We start from the raw sequence: 22,899 nt of genomic DNA, 5'->3' as shown, positions 1-22,899 counted from the left end.
TGGCGCCCGCAGGAGGTCACAACGTCTTTTCCGTATCCGGGCCCGGCCACCCCGCGGCGTGTCGAAGCGTCACGCCTTGGCGCACGGGCCAGTGAGCCGACCCCAGGCGGGGCCGACCGACCCGCGCCGTATAGGGGGTTGGTCCGCGTCGATCAAGGGGGAAAAGCGCCGCCCGGGCTCAGTCCTCGCCGTCCTCGCGGGCGGCCCAGAGGTCGGGGCGCCGGGCGCGGGTCAGCGCCTCGGACTGCGCGCGCCGCCACTCCGCGATGGCGCGGTGATTGCCCGAGAGCAGCACCTCGGGAATCGGCCGGCCCTGCCAGACCGCCGGGCGGGTGTATTGCGGATGTTCCAGCAGCCCCTCGGAGAAGCTTTCCTCCTCGGTCGAGGCGGCGTTGCCCAAGACCCCGGGCAGGAGCCGCACGGTGGCGTCGATCATCGCCTGCGCGGCGATCTCGCCGCCGGTCAGCACGTAGTCCCCGAGCGAGACCTCCTCGATGCCGAAGTGCTCGATCACCCGTTCGTCGAGCCCCTCGAAGCGGCCGCAGATCAGCGTCATGCCGGGCCCCTCGGCAAGGCGCCGGGCGCGGGCCTGGGTGAAGGGCGCGCCGCGCGGCGAGAGGTAGAGGATCGGCGCCTCCTCGGGCATCCGCCCGCGCGCTTCGCTCAGCGCGCGCTCCATCACGTCGGCGCGCAGCACCATGCCCGCGCCGCCGCCCGCCGGCGTGTCGTCGACGTTGCGGTGCTTGCCCTCGCCGAACTCGCGCAGATGCAGCGTGTCGAGCTGCCAGCGGTTCTCGTCCAGCGCGCGGCCGGTGAGCGAGAGGCCCAGCGTGCCCGGGAAGGCCTCGGGGAACAGCGTGACCACCTGCGCGGTCCAGGTCTCCGAGAGGCGCTTCTCGGCCATGAGATCGCGCGGGGCCGAGGTGGCCTGGATGGATTTGCGGCCGTGAGAGCGCATGAGCCTGTCCCGAAGTGAGGTATCCGCCGCGTCCTTTAGAGGCTTGGCGGCGGGTTGGCAAAGGGGGGGATGGGTGTGGGCTGTTGGGGTGATAGGCAAGGTGGCCTCGGCCAAGGCCATCACGCACCACCCGCCACGTTACGCCCCAGCTTCTTGCGCCCGAATAGCACCGAAGGTGCCGGGCGCGCGCCGGACCGGCCCGATGGGCCGGCGCTCTTGTGGGCGAAGCGCATAGATCGCCGCTAGCCCTGACCTTGCGGGGATAAAGCGCTTCGTTCGGATGTCAGCAGCGCCGGCCCCCGGTCCGGCGCGTGCCCTCTGTTGCGAGGGGTGGCTAAGGGTCGGTTTGCCTGGGGCTGTGACAGGGGGGGGAGGCGCAGGCGGTCTGCGGAGACAAGCTCGACTGGCTGCTGAGGAGGTCGGGCGTTTGTTGATGACTTCTTGGGGAGCAGAAGGCCCAACGTCTAACGACCCCAAGCCCCCTCCTCAGTCGAAAATCCCCTCCGGGGGATCCGCAACAATCCGACCCGCGGTCAGATCCACCGTGGGCACCGCCTCGCGCGTAAACGGCAGGAGCGCGGTCTGCGAGCCTCCGGGCCGCCCGACCTCCAGCAAATCCGTCGCGCCGTGGTTCAGGACCGCCTTGATCCGCCCCAGCACCACGCCGCCGGTGTCATAGACCTCGAGCCCGATCAGGTCGGCGTGGTAGAACTCGTCGTCGGGCAGCTGCGGCAGCCGGTCGCGCGGCACGTAGAGCCGCGCGCCTTTCAGCGCGTCGGCGTCCTCCTTCGAGCGGACGCCCGAAAGCCGCGCCGCGAAGCCCTGTTTCACCGGCCGGGTGATCTGCAGCTCGAAGCTGCGCGCGCCGTCCTCGCTTTCGAGGGGCGCGTAATCGGCGATGGCCTCGGGCTCGGCGGTGAAGCTCTTGATGCGTGCCTCGCCGTGCACGCCGAACGCCCCGCCGATCACGCCCACGCAGATCCTGTCGCTCACCCTGTGCCTCGCCCGTCGCTTGTGCCCATCTCCGACCCGGTGCTTACCGCGCCGGAGGGGCAAAGCGCAATCGGGGGAGGGCTCAGCGGCCGATCTGGATACTGCGGGTCAGACCCACCCGGGCGCCCCAGTCGTCGCGGCGGCCATTGTCGACGATCGGGCTGTCGGCGGCATCGTTCATGTAGCGGTCCCAGGTGACCGCGGTCTCGACGCCCCAGTTCTCGTCGATCTGGTAGATCGCGCCGAACTCCATGCCGGCCGAAACGAGCCCGCCGTCGGCGTCATAGGCCGGGTTCAGGGCCGAGGCCTCGGAGCCCGAGACGCCGAAATAGGTGTCGGTGTATTCGCCGTTGCCGAAGAGCACGCGCGGCCCGGCGGTCAGGGTCAGCTCGGGGCTGGCGCGGAAGATCGCGTCGGCGCCCGCCTCGGCGACGACGCCGGTGTGGCCGCCGAAGCCCTGGCGCAGGTCGGCGAAGGCCATGAAATGCTCGGAGGCATAGCCGAGGCCCAGGCCCAGCTCGACCGCGGCGTCGATGTCGTCGAGGCCGGTCAGCAGGTCATGCTCGCTGGCGTCGCGCGCGGCGATGTAGCGGAAGGAGCCGCGCAGCCCGAGGCCGGTCTTCTCGGCCTGCGGGTCGGGATCGCCGAAGCGCAGCGGGCCGATGTTGGCCGATTGCAGGCCGAAGCCGATGTCGGGCTTCACCTCGTATTCCTCGGCGCCGAAATAGGCCGGGCCCGAGGCGACGCCGCCGCGCAGGGTGAAGCTGAGCGCGGGCGCGTCGGAGCCGCTCTGGGCGAAGGCGGGCGTGGTCAGGCAGGCGGCGAGGGCCGGGACGGCAAGAAGACTGCGGAGCATGAAAGGCCTTTCGGGAAGCTGCGTCGTGGGGAGCGCGCAGGTCGCGCGCAGGGGTCTTCCTGCAAGGTCTAGTGCGCGGGCGGGGGCTTGGCCAGTTTCCGCCGATGCCGTGGCGTCAGGCCGGCGAAAAACCGCGTCTTTCGAGGCGGCTGGCGCCGGGAAAGCGGGCAGGGGCGGGGATAATCCGGGGGCCGCGAGCGGGGTTGTTTCGGAAGGCAGCCGCGGGCGGCCAAATCCGGTGTGCATTCAAAAACACGATCGCCGCGCACGGCAGGACCGCAGGCCAAAGCCCCCCGCAAAAGAAAAGGCGCGCAGGGCCGAAACCCCGCGCGCCTTCTCATCTCATGCGCAGCGCGCGGAAGGATCACTCCTCCGCGGCGGCTTCCTCTGCGGGCGCCTCGGCAGCGGCGGCCTTCTCGGCGCGCGCGGCGGCGCGCTCCTGGGCGGCCTTGCCCGGGGTGCCCTTCTTGGGGTTGCTGCGCTCTTTCTTGTCGACCTCGCCGGCGGCTTCGAGGAAGCGCGACACGCGGTCGGTGGTCTGGGCGCCCTGGGCGATCCAGGCCTTGGCGCGCTCGATGTCCATGATCACCCGGCGCTCGTCGCCCTTGGGCAGGAGCGGGTTGTAGGTGCCGAGCTTCTCGATGAAGCGGCCGTCGCGCGGCATGCGGCTGTCGGCCACAACGATGGCGTAATGGGGGCGCTTCTTGGAGCCGCCGCGGGCGAGACGAATTTTCAGTGCCATGAGGGTATCTCCTTTGTCTGGCTGTTCTTTCGGGCCGGTCGTCCCGGCCTCAGGATTGGTGCTTTCGGTGGTGCTGGATGACCTCCTGAATGATGAAATTCAGGAAGTTCCTGGCGAAGCTCGGGTCGAGGTCGGCCTCTTTCGCCAGGGATTCGAGCCGCGCGATCTGGTTTTCCTCGCGCGCGGGATCGGAGGGGGGTAGGCCGTGTTCGGCCTTCAGCACGCCCACGGACTGGGTGTGCTTGAACCGTTCGGCCAGGGTGAAGACCAGGATCGCATCGAGCCGGTCGATCGACTCGCGGTGGTGCTTCAGAAGCTCGGCGGCCGCGGCCACGGGATCTGCGCTTTTGCTGTCAGTCATGGGCCGGGCCTTTCCTTGCCGGACGGATGGAGGTGCGAAGGGGTGCGTCGATCCGGGTCATGCCGGGGCCCCTTCGAGGATGCGGGCGCGGTCGAAGCGGAAGGCCACCTCGTCGGCGAAGCGGGTCGGCAGGGCCGCGTCGCGCGTCCCGCCGATATGTTCCGCGATCCGGGCCGAGGCGGCGTTCTCGCGGTGCACCACGGCGCTGACGGTCTCGAGGCCGAGCTGCTGGAAGGCATGGTCGCGCACCGCGCGGGCGGCCTCGCGGGCATAGCCCTGGCCCTCGGCCTCGGCTTCCCAGAGGGTCCAGGTCAGCTCGGGCAGGCGGTGGTCGTCGAGCTGCATCAGCCCGGCGTGGCCGAAGGCGCGGCTGTCGTCCTCCTTGCGGCAGATCGCCAGCCGGCCGAAGCCGCGCATCTGCCAGTGGCCGATCATCGCGCAGAACCGCGAGAAGGCGTCGCTGCGCGAGATCGGCCCGCCGACATAGGCCGCGCGCGGCCCGGTGTAATAGGCGGCATAGCCGTCGAAATCGCCGGCGCGCAGCGGCCGCAGGGTCAGCCGGTCGGTGTGCAGGAAGACGCGCTCGCTCATGCCCCGAGCTCCTCGGGAGAGGGGTGCCGCCAAAGCTCGTCCTCGCCCATGTTCTCGTTGTGGTAGGTGCGCTCGTAGACCGCGCCGAGGCGGGTCGCGAGCCGCTTGGAGCGGTCGTTGCCGGGCACGATGTTCGAGGTCAGCGTGGTCATGCCGAGGTCGTCATAGGCCCAGCGGCGCGCGCGGATGGCGGCCTCATAAGCCAAGCCCTTGCCCTCGAAGCCGTCGAAGACCACCCAGCCCAGTTCCGGCTCGGGCCAGGTCTCGGGGTTCCAGATGCCGCAGATGCCCGCCGGGCGGCCGGTCTCGCGGTCCTCGATGACGAAATAGCCGTAGCCATGCCAGTGCCAGTGGCCGACCAGCATGGCGAACCAGCGCCAGGCCTCGCCGCGCTGCGGGATATGGCCGAAGCCCTCGGCGCGGGCGGGGTCCATGAGGAAGGCCATGACGGCCTCGGCGTCCTCGCGGCGGGGGCCGCGCAGGATCAGCCGCTCGGTCGAGAGGGTGGGGGCGTTGGTGAGGCTCATGCGCCTGCCTCCGCCGCGCGGCGCGCGGGCAGGGCGGCGCGGCGTGCCGCCGTGGCGCGCGCGCAGGCGACACCGCGGCCCGCCGAAGCGACCGCGCCCTGCGCCGCGCCGGGCGCGAGAGGATATGCCGCCCGCGACATCATCACTTCTTCTTGCCGAAGCCCGAAAGACCGCCGGGAAGGCCGCCGCCCATGCCGCCCATGCCGCCGGGCATCCCGCCCTTGCCGCCCATGGCCTTGGCCGCGGCCTCGAGCTGCTTGGGGTCCATCTGCGAGGGATCCATGCCCGGGGGCATGCCGCCCTTGCCGAACATGCCGCGCATGGCCTGCTTCAGCGCGCCGCCTTTGCTCATCTTGCCCATCTTCTTCATCATGTCGGCCATCTGCCGCTGCATCTTCAGAAGCTTGTTCAGCTCCGAGACCTCGAGGCCCGAGCCCTTGGCGATGCGCTTCTTGCGGCTGGCCTGCAGAAGCTGGGGGTTGGCGCGCTCCTTCTTGGTCATGGAGTTGATCAGCGCGATCTGCTGGCGCAGGACCGAATCGTCCATGCCCGCGCCTTCCATCTGCTTGGCCATCTTCCCCATGCCGGGCATCATGGACATCATGCTTTCCATGCCGCCCATCTTCAGCATCTGGTCGAGCTGCATCTTCAGGTCGTTCATGTTGAACTGACCCTTCTGGAAGCGCTTCATCATGCGCTCGGCCTGTTCGGCCTCGAGCGTCTGCTGCGCCTTCTCCACGAGCGCCACGATGTCGCCCATGCCGAGGATGCGGCCGGCGACGCGCTCGGGTTCGAAGGTCTCGAGCGCGTCCATCTTCTCGCCGAGGCCGACGAACTTGATCGGCTTGCCGGTGACCTGGCGCATCGAGAGCGCCGCGCCGCCGCGGCCGTCGCCGTCCATCCGGGTCAGCACGACGCCGGAGATGCCGATGCGCAGGTCGAAGTTCTCGGCGGTATGCACCGCGTCCTGGCCGGTAAGGCCGTCGACCACCAGGAGCGTCTCGCGCGGGTTGGCGACGTCGCGCACCGCCTCGACCTGGGTCATCAGCTCCTCGTCGATCGAGAGCCGGCCCGCGGTGTCGAGCATGTAGACGTCGTAACCGCCGAGGCTCGCCTGGGTCTTGGCGCGCTTGGCGATGGCGACCGGGTCCTCGCCCTTGACGATCGGCAGGGTGTCGACGCCGATCTGCTTGCCGAGGATCTCGAGCTGCTCCATCGCCGCCGGACGCTGCACGTCGAGCGAGGCCATGAGCACCTTCTTGCGGTCGCGCTCGGTCAGGCGCTTGGCGAGCTTGGCGGTGGAGGTGGTCTTGCCGCCGCCCTGCAGGCCGACCATCAGGATCGGCGCGGGCGGGTTGGAGATGCGCAGGTCGCCGGGGTCGGCGCCCTCTTCGCCGGCGAGCACGGTGATCAGCTCGTCGTGGACGATCTTCACCACCTGCTGGCCCGGCGTCACCGACTTGGTGACCGCGGCGCCGGTGGCCTTCTTCTCGACCGACTTGATGAAGGCGCGCGCCACCGGCAGCGAGACGTCGGCCTCGAGCAGGGCCACGCGGACCTCGCGCAGCGCGGTCCTGACGTCCTCCTCGCTGAGGGCGCCCTGCTTGGTCAGCCGGTCGAAGACGCCGCCCAGGCGATCTGACAGGTTCTCGAACATGGCGCTTCCGCCCCCTTCATCTTCCGTTGTCCACTGCCCCCGAGGTGGGGACTGCGGGCGCGCCACGCAAATGGCGCAGGCTCAAACCAGTAGCGCCCCCGTGGGCGCAACGCGCTGACGGAGGGCGATCCCGGGCCAAGCCCATGGGACCGGAAGTTCTGCCACTTCCGGAGTTATCGAGGCGCGATACGCGCGCGGAGCGGGGGAGTCAAGGGTGCGGGTGTTGTGGGGCGGAGGGAGGCCGAGCAACGGGTGGGCTGCGCTGTTGGCGGGCTGAGCGGTGGGAGGGTGAAGCACCGGGTCGGCGGGACGGCGGATTGGTGGACGGCTGCCCAGCACTCGCTCTGAGCTTCGGGAGCGGTAGTCTCCCGGGGCCAGTGCGCCAAGGCTGCACCTGGCGCGGTCACCGCGCACCACCCACCATCAAATGCGTACCGCCCACCACCACGTGTTTGCCCTCCTTCTTGCGCCCGAACAGCACCGAAGGTGCCGGGCGCGCGCCGGACCGGCCCCTTGGGCCGGCGCTCCTTTGGATGGCGTGCATAGCATGCCCCTAGCTCTGACCTTGCTGCCATAAAGTGCCTCGCCCAGAGGTCAGCAGCGCCGGCCCCCGGCCCGGCGCGCGCCCTCTGTCGCGAGGGGTGATGGCGGCGGAGGGCGGGGATTGAGATGCAGGGTCGCCAATCAACAGGGGTGATGCGTTCTGAGCCTGTGCACCCCGGGCTGCATTCTGCGGTTTTCCTCAGGCCAAAGGTCGCCAGGCTCGCGCGTCTTGCGCCCGAATAGCATCGAAGATGCCGGGCGCGCGCCGGACCGGCCCGATGGGCCGGCGCTCCTTGGAGTGGCGCGCATAGCTATCTCCTAGTCCTGACCTTGCTGGGATAAAGCGCCCTGCTCAGAGGTCATAAGCGCCGGCCCCCGGTCCGGCGCGCGCCCTTTGTTGAGCTGGTTGAGAGGGGGCGGGGACTTGCCTTGTGTCAGGTCACGCGGAGGGCGGCGCTGCGGCGAGCGGAGGGCAGGAGGGAAAGGTAGGGGAGGGAAGAGAAAGTTAGGGGAAGACGGGGAAATGAAGGCAGGAGAGGGGAGCAAAGGAGACGACACGAGAGGGGAGGAGAGCAAGGGGGACGAGAGGAGACGGCAGGAGGCGAGAAGCGATGAGAAGATATTTGAGAGGAGGGTTGGAGGAGCAGAGTGGAGAAGCGAAGCCTCTCTGAGGAGGCGCGAGCAGCATCACCGAGCGAGACGCAGCCGCCCATCTGTCTGAACGCAAAAAGGGGCACGACCGCAGCCGTGCCCCCTTTCTCACGAACGTCTTTGCAGTATGAGGCAGCAGGGGCAGGATCGCCGGCAAGCCACCCTGCTTCAGGGCCCAACTCCAAAAGCCAGTCCCCCCACGCACACGCCCAAACCTCCTCAGGCGCGCACCGCCCCCAGCCTCAAGCCGCCAGCTTCGCCAGCTGGTCCTCGGCGGATTTCATCGCCGCCTCGGGGTCGACCATCAGCAGGTCGGCGCTCACCAGTTCGACGTCGGTGATGCCGATGAAGCCCAGCACGTGGCGCACGTAGGTCGAGGCGAAGTCGATGTCGGAGCCGGCACGGGTGCCGCCGGAGGCCACCACCACGATGGCGCGCTTGCCCGTCAGCAGGCCCTCGGGACCCTCTTCGGTGTAGCGGAAGGTGACGCCCGCGCGAGCCACCAGGTCGATCCAGGTCTTGAAGCTGACCGGGGTGCCGAAGTTGTAGATCGGCACGCCGATCACCAGCGTGTCGGCGGCGCGCAGCTCCTCGATCAGGCTGTCGGAAAGCGCCAGCGCGGCGCGCTGGTCCTCGCTGCGGTCGGCCTCGGGGGTGAAATTGGCGCCGATCCACTCGGCGTCGACCGCTGGCAGCGGGGTGGCGAGGTCGCGCTCGATCACCTTGTCGGCGCCGAGCTGGTCGACGACGCGGGCGGTCAGGTCGCGGGAAACCGAGCCCTCGCGGCGCGCGGAGGTATCGATGTGAAGAACGGTCTGGGTCATCTCGGGCCTCTCATGAGGAAATGTTGCGTGACCCCTCGTATCTGTCACTTGCATTTCCGCACTCAAGAAGCCCAAATGAACAAGAACTGTGGGTGGATGCACAAAGAAAAGGGCCTGAGATGGAAAACTGGGACGAGGTTCGCACCGCTTTCCAGGTGGCGCGCATGGGCACGGTCTCGGGGGCGGCGGATGCGCTGGGCGTGCACCACGCCACGGTGATCCGCCATATCGACGCGCTCGAGGGGCGGCTCGGGGTCAAGCTCTTCCAGCGCCACGCGCGGGGCTACACGCCGACCGAGGCGGGCCAGGACCTCTTGCGCGTCGCCCAGACCACCGACGAGCAGTTCCACCAGCTCGCCAGCCGCATCAAGGGCCGGGGCTCCGAGGTCTCGGGCGAGCTCATGGTGACCTCGCTGATCAACTTCGCGCCGCTCCTGGTGCCGGCCATCGCCTCCTTCCAGGCGGCCCATCCCGAGGTCATCGTGCGCTACCTGACCGACGACCGGGTGTTCCGGCTGGAATACGGCGAGGCGCATATCGCGCTTCGGGCCGGGCCCAAGCCCGAGGAGCCCGACAACGTCGTGCAGGCCTTTATGAAGCAGTATGTCGCGCTTTACGCCTCGGTCGACTACATCGAGAAGGAGGGGCGGCCGGCCACCTCAGAGGACATGCTGAAGCACCGTTTCGTCGGCCCCGAGAACATCGAGAACCGCGCGCCCTTCTTCCGCTGGATGAAGGAGAACATCCCCCGGGAGCGCATCGTCTTCCGCGCCGCCGACAGCCGCGTGACGGAGCGGGCGGTCTCGGACGGGGTGGGCATCGGCTTCGTCTCGGTGCGCGCCGCCGAGGGCGACGACCGGCTGGTCGAGGTCATGCCGCCGCTCGAGGACTGGGTCTCGAACACCTGGCTGGTGACCCATGTGGACCTGCACCGGACCGCGAAGGTGCAGGCCTTCCTGAAGCATCTGAAGGCCTATGTCACGGAGCAGGGGCTGTCCTGAGGGGGGCGGGCTCGCGTGATGTGATGGGGCGGGAGCGCTCAGTCGCCGCTGGACGGGCGAGAGTCCTGATGCCGCCGGGCCGGTGAGAGCGCCTCTCCGCTGCTGAGCGAGCGAGAGCCCTCCGTAGCCGCCAAAGGGGCAGGGCGTGCCCGCACTCGCCAAACCGGCACGACTGCCCCGCCATCGCGCCGGGCCTACCCCCCGCGCTCGCCGCGCTCTTCGCCGGTCGCGCCGCCCTCCGCTGGCGTCGCGGGCTCCAGCCAGTCGTCCGGGGCCTCGCCCGGGACCGCCTCGGCGGACTTCCCGGGGGACAGCTCCGCCTCCAGGAACCGCTCGAAGGCGTCGAGGTTGATCGGCTCCACCTGGCCGAAGCCCTGCATCCAGACCGCCGCCTCGCGCAAAGCGTCCGGCTCGAGCTGACACCACTTCAACCGCCCGCGCTTGTCCTGGCTGATCAGCCCCGCGCCGGCGAGGATCGCGAGATGCTTGGAGATCGCCGCCAGCGACATCTCGAAGGGCTCGGCCACGTCGCTCACGGCCATGTCGTCCTCGAGCAGCATGGCGAGGATCTGCCGCCGGGTGGGATCGGCGAGCGCGGCGAAGATGAGGTCGAGGTCATGCGACATGGGCCGGCAGTTGCGCCCGAGTTGGCGGTGCCGTCAAGCGGGCGCGAGACCATTGTCAACTTGGCGGTTGAATATGCGCGCGGGCGGGGTTTGGGCCCAGCGCGGGCCGGGCGGATGGTGGTGCCTCGGTTTGGCACCTGCCAAAGGCAAGCAATTCCAATGGCTTACCGACCCACTCCCTGCGGCGGCCTGCCGCTTGACTCGAAGCCGGGGGGCGCATAGCAACCAGCCAAACTCCGAATGGGGCCGATCCGACGTGGAAGACCACGACCGAAAACGGCGCATGGCGTCGCTCGACGAGAAGATCGCGGCAATGAAGGCGGCGAAGGCGCCGCCCAAACGCCACCAGGAGGAGCACTACAGCCAGGCCCAACACGCCTGGCGCATGGTTACCGAGCTGGTCGCCGGATTGGGGATCGGCTTTGGCATCGGATTTGGGCTCGACAGCCTCCTGGGCACGAGCCCCTGGCTTCTGGTGCTGTTCACGATGCTGGGTTTCGCGGCCGGGGTGAACGTGATGATGCGTTCGGCCAAGGAAATCCAAGAGAAACGCCTGGCCGAGACGGCCGAAGAGGACGAGGGGAACACGCATGGCGACTGAAACCGCAGCTGCTGAAGGCGAAGGCAGCAGCCTGGTCTTCCACCCGATGGACCAATTCATCGTCTCGCCGCTCTTCGGCGACGGTCCGGTGGGCATGTTCACGATCACCAATGTGACGCTCTGGCTGGCGATCACCGTGCTCTGCGTCATCGGCCTGCTGGTGCTCGGCACCAGCGCCCGCGCGATCATCCCCTCGCGCGCCCAGTCGATCGCGGAACTGGCCTACGGCTTCGTCTACAAGATGGTCGAGGACGTCACCGGCAAGGAGGGCGTGAAGTATTTCCCCTACATCATGACGCTCTTCATGTTCATCGTCCTGGCGAACTTCCTCGGGCTGATCCCGATGGCCTTCACCACCACCTCGCATTTCGCGGTCACCGTGGTGCTGGCGCTGGCGGTTTTCATCTCGGTCACGGTGCTGGGCTTCGTGAAGAACGGCATGAGCTTCCTGGGCCTGTTCTGGGTCAGCTCGGCGCCGCTGGCGCTGCGGCCGATCCTCGCGGTGATCGAGCTGATCTCCTACTTCGTGCGCCCGGTCAGCCACTCCATTCGTCTGGCGGGCAACCTCATGGCCGGCCACGCGGTGATCAAGGTCTTCGCGGGCTTCGCGGCGATCGCGGCGGTCTCGCCCATCGCGGTCCTGGCGATCACCGCCATGTACGGGCTGGAGATCCTGGTGTCCTTCATCCAGGCTTATGTCTTCACCATCCTGACCTGCGTGTACCTCAAGGACGCGCTGCATCCGCATCACTGATCCGGGGCGCGCGGGCGGCCCTTGCGGCGGCCCGCTCTCCCGCGCGGCGCGACAGCGCCGAATGTCACCAACGAACGCAACTTCCAATTCGTAAGGAGTAACACCATGGAAGGCGATCTCGCACACATCGGCGCAGGCCTCGCAGCAATCGGTTCCGGCGCAGCCGCCATCGGGGTGGGCAACGTGGCCGGCAACTACCTGGCCGGCGCCCTGCGCAACCCCTCGGCGGCCGCATCGCAGACCGCGACCCTCTTCATCGGCATCGCATTCGCCGAAGCTCTGGGCATCTTCGCGTTCCTCGTTTCGCTCCTGCTGATGTTCGCGGTGTAATCCGCTAGGATAGATCCTTGCGCGTGGGCGGCGCCGGTCTCCGGCACCGCCCGCAGTGATCCAGACATCAACCGGAGGACGCCATGGCGACCGAACCGATTGCCGAGGAGATCGCCGGTGCCTGCGTGGGCCCCGACGGCTCTGCCATCGGCATGCCGCAGCTCTGCGGCGACTGGGTGTGGAACCAGGTCTTCTGGCTGGTCCTCACGCTCGTGGTCATCTACTTCATCCTGTCGCGCGTCGCGCTGCCGCGGATCGCGGCCGTGCTGGCCGAGCGTCAGGGCACGATCACCAATGACCTCACCAAAGCCGAAGACCTGAAGAAACAGGCGGCCGAGGCCGAGGACGCCTACGAGAAGGCCCTCGCCGACGCGCGCTCCGAGGCCCAGAAGATCGCCGACGAGACCCGCGACGAGATCAAGGCCCAGGTCGCCGATGCGCAGGCCAAGGCCGATGCCGAGATCGCCGCGAAGACGGCGGAATCGGAGAAGGAAATCGCCGCGATCCGCGATTCCGCCCTCGCCAATGTCGAGGCGGTCGCCAAGGACACCACCGCTGCGCTTGTCGCGGCACTGGGCGCCTCGGCGGATCAGGGCGAGATCGACAGCGCCGTCGACCAGCGGCTGAAAGGGTGACCGAGATGAAAAAGCTGATCGCGATTTCCGCTCCGCTCACCCTGGCCGCCACGCCTTCGCTGGCCGCGGGCGACGTGTTCTTCTCGCTGAAGAACACCGACTTCGTGGTGCTCATCGCCTTTCTCGTCTTCATCGGCGTGCTGTTCTACTTCAAGGTGCCGGGCCTCGTGTCGAAGCTGCTCGACGACCGCGCCCAGGGCATCCGCTCCGAGCTCGACGAGGCGCGCGCCCTGCGCGAGGAGGCCCAGAGCCTTCTGGCCAGCTACGAGCGCAAGAGCCGCGAAGTGCAGGACCAGGCCGACCGCATCGTCGCCAAGGCGCGCGACGACGCCAAGGCCAACGCCGAACAGGCCAAGGCCGATCTTCAGCGCTCCATCGAGCGCCGCATCGCCGCGGCCGAGGACCAGATCTCCTCGGCGGAACAGCAGGCGGTGAAAGAGGTCCGTGACCGCGCCATTGCCATCGCGACCGCCGCCGCGCGGGACGTCGTGGCGCAGAAGATGGGCTCGGCCGAGAAGGCCAAGCTGATCGACGAGGCGATCGACACGGTGGGCAAGAAGCTGCACTGAACCGACCTTCCGAGGGACAGGAAGATCGAACCGTCCGGGGCCCAAGGTCTCGGGCGGTTTTTTGTGGCCGGGGCTGTGCCGGGAGCCGCCGTTAAGCGCGGGCCCCGCTTGGCGGTTCCGCTTCGCCCGGGGCTGGGGTAAACCTCGCCCCGCGGGTTGCGCGCCGGGCCTGTCCGGGGCCGCCACCCCGCTTCGGGCCGCCCGCGAGACCGCGCGCATCGGGCCGCCGGAAGATTGACCAAACTTGCCAGCTGGGTCAAAATCTTTGCACGCGTAAATTTTGGGGACGCTCGTGGCCAAGATCAAGAACATGGAGGAGTTCGCCGCCGTCAGCGGGATCTCGCGGCCGACGATCTCCAAGTATTTCCACGATCCAACCAGTGTGCGCGCCTCGACCCGCGAGAAGATCGAGAAGGCGCTGGAGCGATTCGACTACCAGCCGAACATCTACGCGGTGAACCAGAACCGGCGGCTGACCAAGAACATCGGCATCGTGGTGCCTTACCTGGCCGACCCCTTCTTCGCCGAGATCGCGCGCAACCTCGAGGAACGCTGCATCGCCGCCGGGCTGCGCCCGACGCTCTATTCGGCGCACGGCAAGACCGAGCTCGAGGTCGACATCCTGAACGACCTGCGCGCGCTGAAGCCCGCGGGGGTGCTGCTGGCGCCGCTTGGCCGGGCCTCCGACCGGGGCGCCATCGAGAAGTTCTGCAAGGACGTGCCGACGGTGCTCTTCGACAGCAATATCGACGGCATGGGCGCGGCCTTCATCGGCTCGGACAACAACAGTTTCGTCGACCAGACCGTCGACTATCTGACCCGCAGCGGCGAGCCGCCGGCCTTCTTCGAGATGCGCCACCCGGCGAACCCCAACGCCAACAAGCGCCGCCTGGCCTATCTCGCGCGGATGGAGAAGCTGGGCCTCGAGCCGCATGTGATCTCGGTCGCGGGCGAGGGCTGGGCCTTCGAGGAGATCGGCCGCCGCGGCGGGCTCGAGGTGCTGGAGCGCAAGGCGCTGCCCACCGACACGGTTCTGTGCAGCAATGACCGCCTGGCGATCGGCTTTTTGTCTGCCTGCTGGGAAAAGGGCGTGAAGGTCGGCATCGGCGAGGACTGCGACATCCGCGTCGCCTCGCAGGACGATCACCCCTTCTCGCGCTTCACCTGCCCGCCGCTGACCACCGCGGCGCATGACTACGAATCGGTCTCCAAGAACACCGTCGAATCGCTTTTCGCGCTGATCGAGGCCGGCGGGCGGCTGCCCGAGCGCCAGGAAACCCTGGTCCCGGCGCGGCTGATCCTGCGCGCTTCCGCTTAAAAACCTCGTAAATTTGCGCGCGTAAAATTTTTGTTGACGCGCGGTAAGGAATCCCGCAAGGTTTCTCTTGAGCACTTCGGCTCGAAAGGGAGGAACTGATGTCTTTCAAAACCGCACTTTGTGCGGCCAGCGCGCTTGCCCTCACCGCAGGCGTGGCTGCCGCCCAGACGACCGTCACCATCGCCACCGTGAACAACGGTGACATGATCCGGATGCAGGGTCTGACCGACGACTTCACCTCGAAGCACCCCGACATCGAACTGGAGTGGGTCACGCTCGAGGAAAACATCCTGCGCCAGCGCGTCACCCAGGACATCGCCGCCAACGGCGGGCAGTTCGACGTGCTGACCATCGGCATGTACGAGACCCCGATCTGGGCCAAGAACGGCTGGCTCGTGCCGCTCGACGACATGGGCGACGACTACGACGCCGAGGACATCCTGCCGGCCATGCGCGCCGGTCTGAGCCACGACGGCCAGCTTTATGCCGCGCCCTTCTACGGCGAAAGCTCCATGGTCATGTATCGCACCGACCTGATGGAAGCCGCCGGCATGGAAATGCCCGAGGCCCCCACCTGGGAAGAGATCCGCGCCGCCGCCGAGGCGATGACCGACAAGGAGAACGAGGTCTACGGCATCTGCCTGCGCGGCAAGGCCGGCTGGGGCGAGAACATGGCCTTCATCACCACCGTGGCCAACTCCTTCGGCGCGCGCTGGTTCAACGAGAACTGGGAAGCCCAGCTCGACAGCCCCGAGTGGGCCGAGGCGGTCAGCTTCTACAACGACCTGCTCGAGAACTACGGCCCGCCGGGCGCCTCGACCAACGGCTTCAACGAGAACCTGGCGCTGTTCCAGCAGGGCAAATGCGGCATGTGGATCGACGCCACCGTGGCGGCCTCCTTCGTGACCAACCCCAACGACTCCACCGTGGCCGACAGCGTCGGTTTCGCGCTGGCGCCGAACAAGGACGGCGTCGAGAAGCGCGCCAACTGGCTCTGGGCCTGGGCGCTCGCCGTGCCCGCGGGTTCGGATGCCACCGATGCGGCCAAGACCTTCATCGAATGGGCGACCTCGAAGGAGTATCTCGCGCTCGTCGCCGAGAACGAGGGCTGGGCCAACGTGCCCCCGGGCAGCCGGACCTCGCTCTACGAGAACCCCGAGTACCAGAAGGTCGCCTTCGCGGACATGACGCTGCAGTCGATCAACGCGGCCGATCCCAGCGATCCGACCGTGGGTGACGTGCCCTATGTCGGCATCCAGTATGTCGCGATCCCCGAGTGGGCCGGCATCGGCACCGCCGCCGGCCAGGAGTTCTCGGCCATGGTCGCGGGCCAGCAGAGCCCCGAAGAGGCGCTCTCCAAGGCCCAGGCCCTGGTGACCGACGAAATGGAGGCGGCAGGCTACTGACGCCTTCCTCCCGACCCGGGGGGCGGCCCGCCCGCCCCCCGGGGACCGCTGCCCCGCGCGCGCCGCGCCTGTCCCGGCGCCCGCCCGCTGCCGGCGCCCGCTGCGCGGCCCGAGCCCCCGACGCCCGCCCGCATCGCGCGCCCCCGCGCTCCGATCACATGGCCGCCCGCCCGGCGCCTGTCCTGGAAGGATGAGATCATGGCCACGCAACACGCCCGCTCCGCCGCCCGCCTGATGATGGCGCCCGCCGTCATCCTGCTCCTGGGCTGGATGCTCGTCCCGCTGACGATGACGCTCTACTTCTCGTTCAAGCGCTACCTGCCCTTGCGCGGCGGTGACCTGGGCTGGGTCGGCTTCGAGAACTACGCCCGCTTCGTCACCTCCTCGAGCTTCTGGCCCGCGGTCCAGGCGACGCTGATCATCGTCGGCGGCGTGCTCCTGGTGACCGTGGTCTTCGGAGTGCTGATCGCGCTTCTGCTCGACCAGCCGATCTGGGGGCAGGGGGTGGTGCGCATCCTGGTCATCGCGCCTTTCTTCGTCATGCCCACCGTCTCGGCGCTGGTCTGGAAGAACATGTTCATGGACCCGGTGAACGGCCTTTTCGCGCACTTGTGGAAATTCTTCGGGGCCGAGCCGGTGTCATGGCTCTCCGAGGCGCCGCTCTTCTCGATCGTGCTGATCGTCGGCTGGCAGTGGCTGCCCTTCGCGACGCTGATCCTGCTGACCGCGATCCAGTCGCTCGACAGCGAGCAGCTCGAGGCCGCCGAGATGGACGGCGCCCCGGCCCTGTCGCGGTTCTTCTACATCATCCTGCCGCATCTCAGCCGGGCGATCACCGTGGTGGTGCTGATCCAGACGATCTTCCTTCTGTCGATCTTTGCCGAGATCTTCGTGACCACCCAGGGCTCCTTCGGGACCCGGACCCTGACCTACCTGATCTACCAGCGCGTTCTCGAAAGCCAGAACGTCGGCCTGGGCTCCGCGGGCGGCATCTACGCCGTCATCCTCGCCAATATCGTCGCGCTCTTCCTGATGCGCATCGTCGGCAAGAACCTCGACGCCTGAAGGAGACCTCACCATGGCCCGCGCCGTCACCACCCGCCGCAAGACGATCAACAGCCTCGCCGCATGGACGGTCGGCCTGCTGATCTTCTTCCCGATCCTCTGGACCATCCTGACGAGCTTCAAGACCGAGGCGACCGCCATCGCCGACCCGCCGGTCTTCCTGTTCTTCGACTGGACGCTCGAGAACTACAGCGTGGTGCAGGAGCGCTCGGACTACATGCGCTTCCTGTGGAACTCGATCATCATCGCCGGGGGCTCGACGCTCCTGGGCATCCTGATCGCCGTGCCCGCCGCCTGGTCCATGGCCTTCGTGCCCTCGCGGCGCACCAAGGACATCCTGCTGTGGATGCTCTCGACCAAGATGCTGCCCGCGGTCGGCGTGCTTTACCCGATCTACCTGCTGTTCATCCAGCTCGGGCTGCTCGACACCCGGATCGGCCTGACCATCGTGCTGATGCTGATCAACCTGCCGATCATCGTCTGGATGCTCTACACCTACTTCCGCGAGATCCCGGGCGAGATCCTCGAGGCCGCGCGGATGGACGGGGCGGGCCTGCGCGAGGAGATCCTCTTCGTGCTGACGCCCATGGCGATCCCGGGCATCGCATCCACGGTGCTGCTGAACATCATCCTGGCCTGGAACGAGGCCTTCTGGACGCTGAACCTGACCGCCGCCAAGGCGGCGCCGCTCACCGCCTTCATCGCCAGCTACTCCAGCCCCGAGGGCCTGTTCTACGCCAAGCTCTCGGCGGCCTCGACCATGGCCATTGCGCCGATCCTCATCCTGGGCTGGTTCAGCCAGAAACAACTTGTCCGCGGCCTCACCTTCGGCGCCGTGAAGTAAGGAGACACCGATGGGACAGATCACCCTCAAGCAGGTCACCAAGAGCTTCGGCGACGTTCAGGTCATCCCGCCGCTCGACCTATCCATCGAAGACGGGGAATTCGCGGTCTTCGTCGGCCCCTCGGGCTGCGGCAAGTCCACGCTCCTGCGGCTGATCGCCGGGCTCGAGGACGTCAGCTCGGGCAGCATCGAGATCGACGGCGCGGCGGCCACCGACATCCCCCCGGCCAAGCGCGGGCTGGCCATGGTGTTCCAGAGCTACGCGCTTTACCCGCATATGTCGGTGCGCAAGAACATCGCCTTCCCGATGAAGATGGCGGGCGTGCCCGAGGACGAGCAGACCCGCCGCATCGAGGCGGCGGCCTCGGCGCTGAACCTGACCGACTACCTCGACCGGCGGCCGGGGCAGCTCTCGGGCGGCCAGCGCCAGCGGGTCGCCATCGGCCGGGCCATCGTGCGCGAGCCGGCGGCCTTCCTCTTCGACGAGCCGCTGTCGAACCTCGATGCGGCGCTTCGGGTCGGCATGCGGCTCGAAATTTCCGAGCTGCACAAGCGGCTCGACACCACGATGATCTATGTCACCCACGACCAGGTCGAGGCGATGACCATGGCCGACAAGATCGTGGTGCTGCGCGCCGGGGTGATCGAGCAGGTGGGCTCGCCGCTCGAGCTCTATCGCGCGCCGCGCAACCTCTTCGTCGCGGGCTTCATCGGCAGCCCGAAGATGAACTTCATCGAAGGCTCCGAGGCGACATCGCGCCAGGCCCACACCATCGGCATCCGGCCCGAGCACATCGAGGTCACCTCGGAGGGCGGGCCCTGGACCGGGCGCGTCGGCGTGGCCGAACACCTGGGCTCGGACACCTTCTTCCATATCCACGACACCGGTCTGGCCGAGACGCTCACCGTCCGCGCTCCGGGCGAGGTCAGCTTCCGCCACGGCGACAAGATCTCGCTCAGCCCGCGCGAGGACCAGATCCATCGTTTTGACGCGGAAGGGCTGCGCATCGCATGACACGGCTGGCAGGCAAGACGGCGCTGATCACCGGAGCGGCGCGCGGCATCGGCCGCGCCTTCGCCGAGGCCTACCTGCGCGAAGGCGCCAGGGTGGTGATCGCCGACATCGACATGGCGCGCGCCGAGGCCTGCGCGCGCGAGCTGGGCGAGGCGGCCTTTGCCGTCGAGATGGACGTCACCCGCCAGGAGAGCATCGAGGCCGGCGTGGCCCGCAGCGCCGAGGCCCTGGGCGGCATCGACATCCTGGTGAACAACGCCGCGCTCTTCACCGCTTCCCCCATCGCCGAGATCACCCGCGCCGATTACGACCGGGTCTTCGGGGTCAATGTCGCGGGCTGCCTTTTCACCATGCAGGCGGTGGCGCGGCACATGATCGACCGCGGCAAGGGCGGGCGGATCATCAACATGGCCAGCCAGGCCGGGCGCCGGGGCGAGCCCCTGGTGGCGGTCTACTGCGCCTCCAAGGCGGCGGTGATCTCGCTCACCCAGTCGGCGGGGCTGAACCTGATCCAGCACGGCATCAACGTGAACGCCATCGCCCCCGGCGTGGTCGACGGCGAGCACTGGGACGGCGTCGACGCCTTCTTCGCCAAATACGAAGGCAAGAAGCCCGGCCAGAAGAAGGCCGAGGTCGGCGCCGCCGTGCCCTACGGCCGCATGGGAAGGGCCGAGGATCTGACCGGCATGGCGGTTTTCCTGGCCTCGCCCGAGGCCGACTACATCGTCGCGCAATGCTACAACGTGGATGGTGGCCAATGGATGAGCTGACCCCGCTGTCGAACGCCACGCTGGACCGCCTGCCCCGGGGCGTGCGGGTGCCGCGCTACGACCGCGCGGCGCTCAGCCCCGGCATCCTGCACATCGGGCTCGGCAATTTTCACCGCGCCCATCAGGCCTGGTATCTGCACCGGCTGATGGACGAGGGCCAAGCCCAGGACTGGGCGATCCTCGGCGCGGGCGTGCGCCCCGCCGATGCCGCCACCCGCGAGAAGCTCCTGGCGCAGGATTGCCTGAACACGCTGATCGAGCTCGATCCTTCCGGCCGGGCCGCCGAGGTCACAGGTCCGATGATCGACTTCCTGCCGGTCGAAGAGGGCCATGCCACGCTGATCGCCCGCATGGCCGACCCGGCGATCCGCATCGTGTCGCTGACCGTGACCGAGGGCGGCTATTACCGGGACGCCGCGGGCGGTTTCGACGCCGCGCATCCCGACATCCGTCACGACGCGGCCCACCCCGAGGCCCCGCGCACCGCCTTCGGGGCCATGGTCGCGGCGCTGAAGGCGCGGCGCGCGGCGGGGCACGGGCCCTTCACCGGGCTCTCCTGCGACAACGTCCAGGGCAATGGCGCGGTCCTGCGCCAGACGGTCGAGGGGCTCGCGCGGCTCTCCGATCCCGCGCTGGCCGACTGGATCGCGGCGGAATGCAGCTTTCCCAACTCCATGGTCGATTGCATCGTGCCCGCCACCGGCCCGAAGGAGATCGCCCTGGCCCGCGAGCTGGGCATCGCGGATGCCGCGCCGGTCACCCATGAGAACTTCCGCCAATGGGTGATCGAGGACGACTTCTGCGCCGGCCGCCCCGACTGGGACCGGGTGGGGGCGACCTTCTCGGACCGGGTGCACGACTACGAGACGATGAAGCTGCGGATGCTGAACGCAGGCCACCAGCTGCTGGCCAACGCCGGGGAGCTTCTCTCGGTCGAGACCATTGCCGGCTGCATGGCGCATCCCGCCATCGCGGCGTTCTTCACCACGGTTGAGACGCGGGAGATAGCGCCGCAGGTCTCCGAGGTGCCGGGCATGACGCCCGAGGGTTACGCCCGGCTGATCGCCGGGCGCTTCGCCAATGACGCCATCGTCGACACCGTGCGGCGCGTGGCCTTCGACGGCTCCTCGCGGCACGCGGGCTTTCTTCTGCCGATGATCCGCGAGCGCATTGCCGCGGGGCAGGGCATCGAGGGGCTGGCCCTGGCCGAGGCGCTCTGGGCGCGGATGTGCACCGGGCGCCGCGAGGACGGCAGCGAGATCGCGCCCAACGATCCGCATTGGGAGATGCTGGCCGAGGCCGCCGCCCGCACCGGCGCGGACCCCGCGGCCTGGAGCGGTTTGCGGGTCATCTACGGTGACCTGGCGGAGGCCCCGGCCTTCACCGAGGCTTTCGCCCGCTGGGCCCGCCGCGTCTGGTCCGAGGGCACCGAGGCGGCGCTGCGCGCCTATGTGGCGCAGATGGCGGGATTGGGGTGGGGTGGCGGCTGAGCCGCTGAGGCGGGTCGGCGCAGTCTCTGCGGCTGCGGCATCCGCTGTGCCTCTCCGGCTCGGGCTTGGGCTCGGGCGGCAACCTCCGTTCCGCTTTGCGCGGCGTTGAGGCGCGCCGCGAGCCAGCGCGGGCGTCTCACGCCCCGCGCCCCAACCCTCACCGCGGCATCGGCGTCTCGTGGCGGTTGTACTCCGTCCAATCGGTGATCTCGGGATAGAAATGCCGCCGCCAGGCGCGGACCCGGGGGTTCATCACCCGCCGCCAGACCGGCGGGATCATCGCCGCCACGGTCATCACCGGGTAGCCATGCGGCAGCTGCGGGGCCTCCTCGGCGTCATAGGTCTGCAGAAGCGGGAAGCGCCGGTCGGGCTTGTAGTGATGATCCGAGTGGCGCTGCAGGTTGATCAGCAGCCAGTTCGAGGCCTTGTGCGCCGCGTTCCAGGAATGCCGCGGCTTGACGTGTTCGTATTTGCCCCCGCCCAGATGGGCGCGGGTGAGCCCGTAGTGCTCCACGTAGTTCACCAGTTCGAGCTGCCAGACCGCCACCCCGGCCTGCACCAGGAAGAGCCCGACACCGGCCCAGCCGCCAAGCGCGAAGGCCCCGGCGAGGCAGGCGATCTGCAACCCCCAGTAGAGCCAGAACGGATTGCGGTGATGCGTCCAGGGCAGGCCCTTCCGCGCCAGGAGCGCGCGTTCGGCTTCGAAGGCCGAGCGTAGCGACTGCCAGAGGACGCGCGGGTAGAAGCGGTGGAAGCCCTCGTTGTAGCGCGCCGTCACCGTGTCGCGCGGGGTGCCGACGTAGCGGTGATGCACCAGGAGGTGTTCCGAGCGGAAATGCGAATAGAGCACGGTCGCGAGCAGAAGGTCGGCCAGCCGTCGCTCGCCCGCGTTCTTCTGGTGCATGAGCTCATGGGCGTAGTTGATCCCCACCGCCCCGGTGACCACGCCGACGCCGAAGAACAGCGCGATCCGCTCCAGCGTGGAGAGATGCTCGGCTGAGGTCGCATAGCCGATCAGCGCAAAGAGCGTGACGACCTGCAGGGGACACCAGATCAGGGTGATCAGGCGATACCAGAAGAGCTGGTCCTCGCCGGTCTGCGGGTCGGCGTTCTCGAGGTTGAGGCCCAGTGCCGCGTCGAGCGCCGAGAAGAGATACCAAGTGACGAGCGGCGTCAGCACCAGCCACCAGCCGCCGAGGAAGGCGCCCAGCCAGAGCACCGGCAGCAGCGTCAGCGACATCCAGAAGGGCAGCGCCGCGCTGATGCGGGTCAGTTTCTCGGGCGGCAAGAAGCCCGGTTCGGGGCCGGTCGGATGGGCGTCTGACATGTCGGGGCGGGCCTTGTGTCGCTCTGCAGAACCTCAACCGGAACGATACCCCCGTGGTGGGGTATCGCAAGAGGTCAGATGCGCGCGGGGTGGGGCAGGGGCGCGGTGGCTGTAGAAGGAACTGCGGCTGGGACCCGACTCGGAACACCACCCGGCTCCCTCGTTGACGCCCGCCCCGATGCGCCAGCCAAGCGCCCTGTCCGACGGGCGAGCGCAGAGCATTGGCCAAGCCCCTTCAACCGTCCCAATCCGTCACAACACTGAACCTTCCCAATCCGCCAAGCCACTGACCACATCGAGCCTGTCCCCCGCTCTCACCCAGAGGGCGCGCGCCGGACCGGGGGCCGGCGCTGCCGACCTTCGAGCGGCGCGCTTTATGGCAGCAAAGTCAGGGCTCATTGTGAGCTAGGCGCACTGCCCCAAGGAGCGCCGGCCCAAGGGGCCG

General features: G+C 68.5%; 23 protein-coding genes and 1 pseudogene. 13 read left to right on the top strand and 11 right to left on the bottom strand.

Features of this window, described 5'->3' with window-relative positions; all coding sequences use genetic code 11:
* Positions 1–178 precede the first annotated feature (178 nt).
* The 9 genes from trmD to LR948_RS11425 all read right to left on the bottom strand — a co-directional run bounded on the left by trmD (position 179) and on the right by LR948_RS11425 (position 8,703).
* On the bottom strand, positions 179–958 hold the full coding sequence (gene trmD, locus LR948_RS11465; RefSeq protein ID WP_232754164.1) for a tRNA (guanosine(37)-N1)-methyltransferase TrmD: 780 nt from the start codon (positions 956–958) through the stop codon (positions 179–181).
* Between the two features lie 486 nt (positions 959–1,444).
* Positions 1,445–1,951, bottom strand: coding sequence for a ribosome maturation factor RimM (rimM, locus tag LR948_RS11460; RefSeq protein WP_232754163.1), 507 nt, complete (start codon positions 1,949–1,951; stop codon positions 1,445–1,447).
* Positions 1,952–2,033: 82 nt separating this feature from the next.
* The gene (locus tag LR948_RS11455; RefSeq protein WP_232754162.1) at positions 2,034–2,807 is read right to left on the bottom strand and encodes a MipA/OmpV family protein; all 774 of its coding nucleotides are present in this window, start codon (positions 2,805–2,807) and stop codon (positions 2,034–2,036) included.
* Between the two features lie 364 nt (positions 2,808–3,171).
* Positions 3,172–3,549, bottom strand: coding sequence for a 30S ribosomal protein S16 (rpsP, locus tag LR948_RS11450; RefSeq protein ID WP_232754161.1), 378 nt, complete (start codon positions 3,547–3,549; stop codon positions 3,172–3,174).
* Positions 3,550–3,598: 49 nt separating this feature from the next.
* Entirely contained in the window at positions 3,599–3,910 is a 312-nt protein-coding gene (locus tag LR948_RS11445; protein ID WP_232754160.1) for a chorismate mutase, read from the bottom strand.
* Positions 3,911–3,967: 57 nt separating this feature from the next.
* A complete protein-coding gene (locus LR948_RS11440) occupies positions 3,968–4,501 on the bottom strand; it encodes a GNAT family N-acetyltransferase (RefSeq protein ID WP_232754159.1) in 534 nt (177 codons plus the stop codon).
* Entirely contained in the window at positions 4,498–5,028 is a 531-nt protein-coding gene (locus tag LR948_RS11435; protein WP_232754158.1) for a GNAT family N-acetyltransferase, read from the bottom strand. Before LR948_RS11435 ends, LR948_RS11440 begins: the two co-directional genes overlap by 4 nt.
* 142 nt (positions 5,029–5,170) lie before the next feature.
* Positions 5,171–6,685 (bottom strand): signal recognition particle protein, encoded by a 1,515-nt coding sequence (ffh, locus tag LR948_RS11430; protein WP_232754157.1) that lies wholly within the window; start codon positions 6,683–6,685, stop codon positions 5,171–5,173.
* Between the two features lie 1,436 nt (positions 6,686–8,121).
* Positions 8,122–8,703 (bottom strand): FMN-dependent NADH-azoreductase, encoded by a 582-nt coding sequence (locus LR948_RS11425; RefSeq protein ID WP_232754156.1) that lies wholly within the window; start codon positions 8,701–8,703, stop codon positions 8,122–8,124.
* 119 nt (positions 8,704–8,822) lie between these two features.
* Between LR948_RS11425 and LR948_RS11420 the strand changes: the two genes are divergently transcribed.
* Positions 8,823–9,704 (top strand): LysR family transcriptional regulator, encoded by an 882-nt coding sequence (locus LR948_RS11420; protein ID WP_232754155.1) that lies wholly within the window; start codon positions 8,823–8,825, stop codon positions 9,702–9,704.
* Positions 9,705–10,006: 302 nt separating this feature from the next.
* On the opposite strand, the pseudogene LR948_RS11415 reads toward LR948_RS11420, so the two are convergent.
* A pseudogene (locus LR948_RS11415) lies at positions 10,007–10,330 on the bottom strand (ArsR/SmtB family transcription factor); the annotation flags it as partial.
* Positions 10,331–10,613: 283 nt separating this feature from the next.
* On the opposite strand from LR948_RS11415, the gene LR948_RS11410 reads away from it, so the two are divergent.
* The 12 genes from LR948_RS11410 (at position 10,614) to LR948_RS11355 (ending at position 21,127) form a co-directional block, all read left to right on the top strand.
* Entirely contained in the window at positions 10,614–10,931 is a 318-nt protein-coding gene (locus tag LR948_RS11410) for an AtpZ/AtpI family protein (RefSeq protein ID WP_255702952.1), read from the top strand.
* The gene (locus LR948_RS11405) at positions 10,921–11,685 is read left to right on the top strand and encodes a F0F1 ATP synthase subunit A (RefSeq protein WP_232754153.1); all 765 of its coding nucleotides are present in this window, start codon (positions 10,921–10,923) and stop codon (positions 11,683–11,685) included. The genes LR948_RS11410 and LR948_RS11405 overlap by 11 nt, the downstream gene beginning before the upstream one ends.
* A 105-nt stretch (positions 11,686–11,790) precedes the next feature.
* Positions 11,791–12,015 (top strand): F0F1 ATP synthase subunit C, encoded by a 225-nt coding sequence (locus LR948_RS11400; protein ID WP_072775827.1) that lies wholly within the window; start codon positions 11,791–11,793, stop codon positions 12,013–12,015.
* Between the two features lie 83 nt (positions 12,016–12,098).
* Positions 12,099–12,650, top strand: a complete 552-nt coding sequence (locus tag LR948_RS11395) for a F0F1 ATP synthase subunit B' (protein WP_232754152.1) — start codon at positions 12,099–12,101, stop codon at positions 12,648–12,650.
* A gap of 5 nt (positions 12,651–12,655) precedes the next feature.
* The gene (locus tag LR948_RS11390; RefSeq protein ID WP_232754151.1) at positions 12,656–13,219 is read left to right on the top strand and encodes a F0F1 ATP synthase subunit B; all 564 of its coding nucleotides are present in this window, start codon (positions 12,656–12,658) and stop codon (positions 13,217–13,219) included.
* Positions 13,220–13,511: 292 nt separating this feature from the next.
* Entirely contained in the window at positions 13,512–14,537 is a 1,026-nt protein-coding gene (locus LR948_RS11385) for a LacI family DNA-binding transcriptional regulator (RefSeq protein ID WP_232754150.1), read from the top strand.
* Between the two features lie 98 nt (positions 14,538–14,635).
* Complete coding sequence (locus tag LR948_RS11380) at positions 14,636–15,943, top strand: sugar ABC transporter substrate-binding protein (RefSeq protein WP_232754149.1); 1,308 nt, start codon at positions 14,636–14,638, stop codon at positions 15,941–15,943.
* 198 nt (positions 15,944–16,141) lie between these two features.
* Positions 16,142–17,008, top strand: a complete 867-nt coding sequence (locus LR948_RS11375) for a carbohydrate ABC transporter permease (protein ID WP_232754148.1) — start codon at positions 16,142–16,144, stop codon at positions 17,006–17,008.
* Between the two features lie 13 nt (positions 17,009–17,021).
* On the top strand, positions 17,022–17,852 hold the full coding sequence (locus LR948_RS11370) for a carbohydrate ABC transporter permease (protein WP_232754147.1): 831 nt from the start codon (positions 17,022–17,024) through the stop codon (positions 17,850–17,852).
* A 10-nt stretch (positions 17,853–17,862) separates the two neighbouring features.
* Positions 17,863–18,867: an ABC transporter ATP-binding protein gene (locus tag LR948_RS11365; RefSeq protein WP_232754146.1), complete on the top strand. Its 1,005-nt coding sequence runs from the start codon at positions 17,863–17,865 to the stop codon at positions 18,865–18,867.
* Positions 18,864–19,637, top strand: coding sequence for an L-iditol 2-dehydrogenase (locus LR948_RS11360; RefSeq protein WP_232754145.1), 774 nt, complete (start codon positions 18,864–18,866; stop codon positions 19,635–19,637). Before LR948_RS11365 ends, LR948_RS11360 begins: the two co-directional genes overlap by 4 nt.
* On the top strand, positions 19,625–21,127 hold the full coding sequence (locus tag LR948_RS11355; RefSeq protein WP_232754144.1) for a mannitol dehydrogenase family protein: 1,503 nt from the start codon (positions 19,625–19,627) through the stop codon (positions 21,125–21,127). Before LR948_RS11360 ends, LR948_RS11355 begins: the two co-directional genes overlap by 13 nt.
* A 157-nt stretch (positions 21,128–21,284) precedes the next feature.
* On the opposite strand, the gene LR948_RS11350 is transcribed toward LR948_RS11355, so the two are convergent.
* Positions 21,285–22,454 (bottom strand): alkane 1-monooxygenase, encoded by a 1,170-nt coding sequence (locus LR948_RS11350; RefSeq protein ID WP_232754143.1) that lies wholly within the window; start codon positions 22,452–22,454, stop codon positions 21,285–21,287.
* Between the last annotated feature and the right edge of the window lie 445 nt (positions 22,455–22,899).

It is taken from the genome of Roseivivax sp. GX 12232 (assembly GCF_021272185.1).
In the GTDB taxonomy this organism is placed as follows: domain Bacteria; phylum Pseudomonadota; class Alphaproteobacteria; order Rhodobacterales; family Rhodobacteraceae; genus Roseivivax.
The sequence above is the reverse complement of the archived record's forward strand: the minus strand, read 5'-3'. Positions and strand labels throughout refer to the sequence as shown.

Bases quoted from the DNA above. Each gene is read 5' to 3' on its own strand.
- trmD (WP_232754164.1), bottom strand. From the start codon at position 958: ATGCGCTCTCACGGCCGCAAATCCATCCAGGCCACCTCGGCCCCGCGC.
- LR948_RS11455 (WP_232754162.1), bottom strand. From the start codon at position 2,807: ATGCTCCGCAGTCTTCTTGCCGTCCCGGCCCTCGCCGCCTGCCTGACC.
- rpsP (WP_232754161.1), bottom strand. From the start codon at position 3,549: ATGGCACTGAAAATTCGTCTCGCCCGCGGCGGCTCCAAGAAGCGCCCC.
- LR948_RS11445 (WP_232754160.1), bottom strand. From the start codon at position 3,910: ATGACTGACAGCAAAAGCGCAGATCCCGTGGCCGCGGCCGCCGAGCTT.
- LR948_RS11440 (WP_232754159.1), bottom strand. From the start codon at position 4,501: ATGAGCGAGCGCGTCTTCCTGCACACCGACCGGCTGACCCTGCGGCCG.
- LR948_RS11435 (WP_232754158.1), bottom strand. From the start codon at position 5,028: ATGAGCCTCACCAACGCCCCCACCCTCTCGACCGAGCGGCTGATCCTG.
- ffh (WP_232754157.1), bottom strand. From the start codon at position 6,685: ATGTTCGAGAACCTGTCAGATCGCCTGGGCGGCGTCTTCGACCGGCTG.
- LR948_RS11425 (WP_232754156.1), bottom strand. From the start codon at position 8,703: ATGACCCAGACCGTTCTTCACATCGATACCTCCGCGCGCCGCGAGGGC.
- LR948_RS11420 (WP_232754155.1), top strand. From the start codon at position 8,823: ATGGAAAACTGGGACGAGGTTCGCACCGCTTTCCAGGTGGCGCGCATG.
- LR948_RS11410 (WP_255702952.1), top strand. From the start codon at position 10,614: ATGGCGTCGCTCGACGAGAAGATCGCGGCAATGAAGGCGGCGAAGGCG.
- LR948_RS11405 (WP_232754153.1), top strand. From the start codon at position 10,921: ATGGCGACTGAAACCGCAGCTGCTGAAGGCGAAGGCAGCAGCCTGGTC.
- LR948_RS11400 (WP_072775827.1), top strand. From the start codon at position 11,791: ATGGAAGGCGATCTCGCACACATCGGCGCAGGCCTCGCAGCAATCGGT.
- LR948_RS11395 (WP_232754152.1), top strand. From the start codon at position 12,099: ATGGCGACCGAACCGATTGCCGAGGAGATCGCCGGTGCCTGCGTGGGC.
- LR948_RS11390 (WP_232754151.1), top strand. From the start codon at position 12,656: ATGAAAAAGCTGATCGCGATTTCCGCTCCGCTCACCCTGGCCGCCACG.
- LR948_RS11380 (WP_232754149.1), top strand. From the start codon at position 14,636: ATGTCTTTCAAAACCGCACTTTGTGCGGCCAGCGCGCTTGCCCTCACC.
- LR948_RS11375 (WP_232754148.1), top strand. From the start codon at position 16,142: ATGGCCACGCAACACGCCCGCTCCGCCGCCCGCCTGATGATGGCGCCC.
- LR948_RS11370 (WP_232754147.1), top strand. From the start codon at position 17,022: ATGGCCCGCGCCGTCACCACCCGCCGCAAGACGATCAACAGCCTCGCC.
- LR948_RS11365 (WP_232754146.1), top strand. From the start codon at position 17,863: ATGGGACAGATCACCCTCAAGCAGGTCACCAAGAGCTTCGGCGACGTT.
- LR948_RS11360 (WP_232754145.1), top strand. From the start codon at position 18,864: ATGACACGGCTGGCAGGCAAGACGGCGCTGATCACCGGAGCGGCGCGC.
- LR948_RS11355 (WP_232754144.1), top strand. From the start codon at position 19,625: ATGGATGAGCTGACCCCGCTGTCGAACGCCACGCTGGACCGCCTGCCC.
- LR948_RS11350 (WP_232754143.1), bottom strand. From the start codon at position 22,454: ATGTCAGACGCCCATCCGACCGGCCCCGAACCGGGCTTCTTGCCGCCC.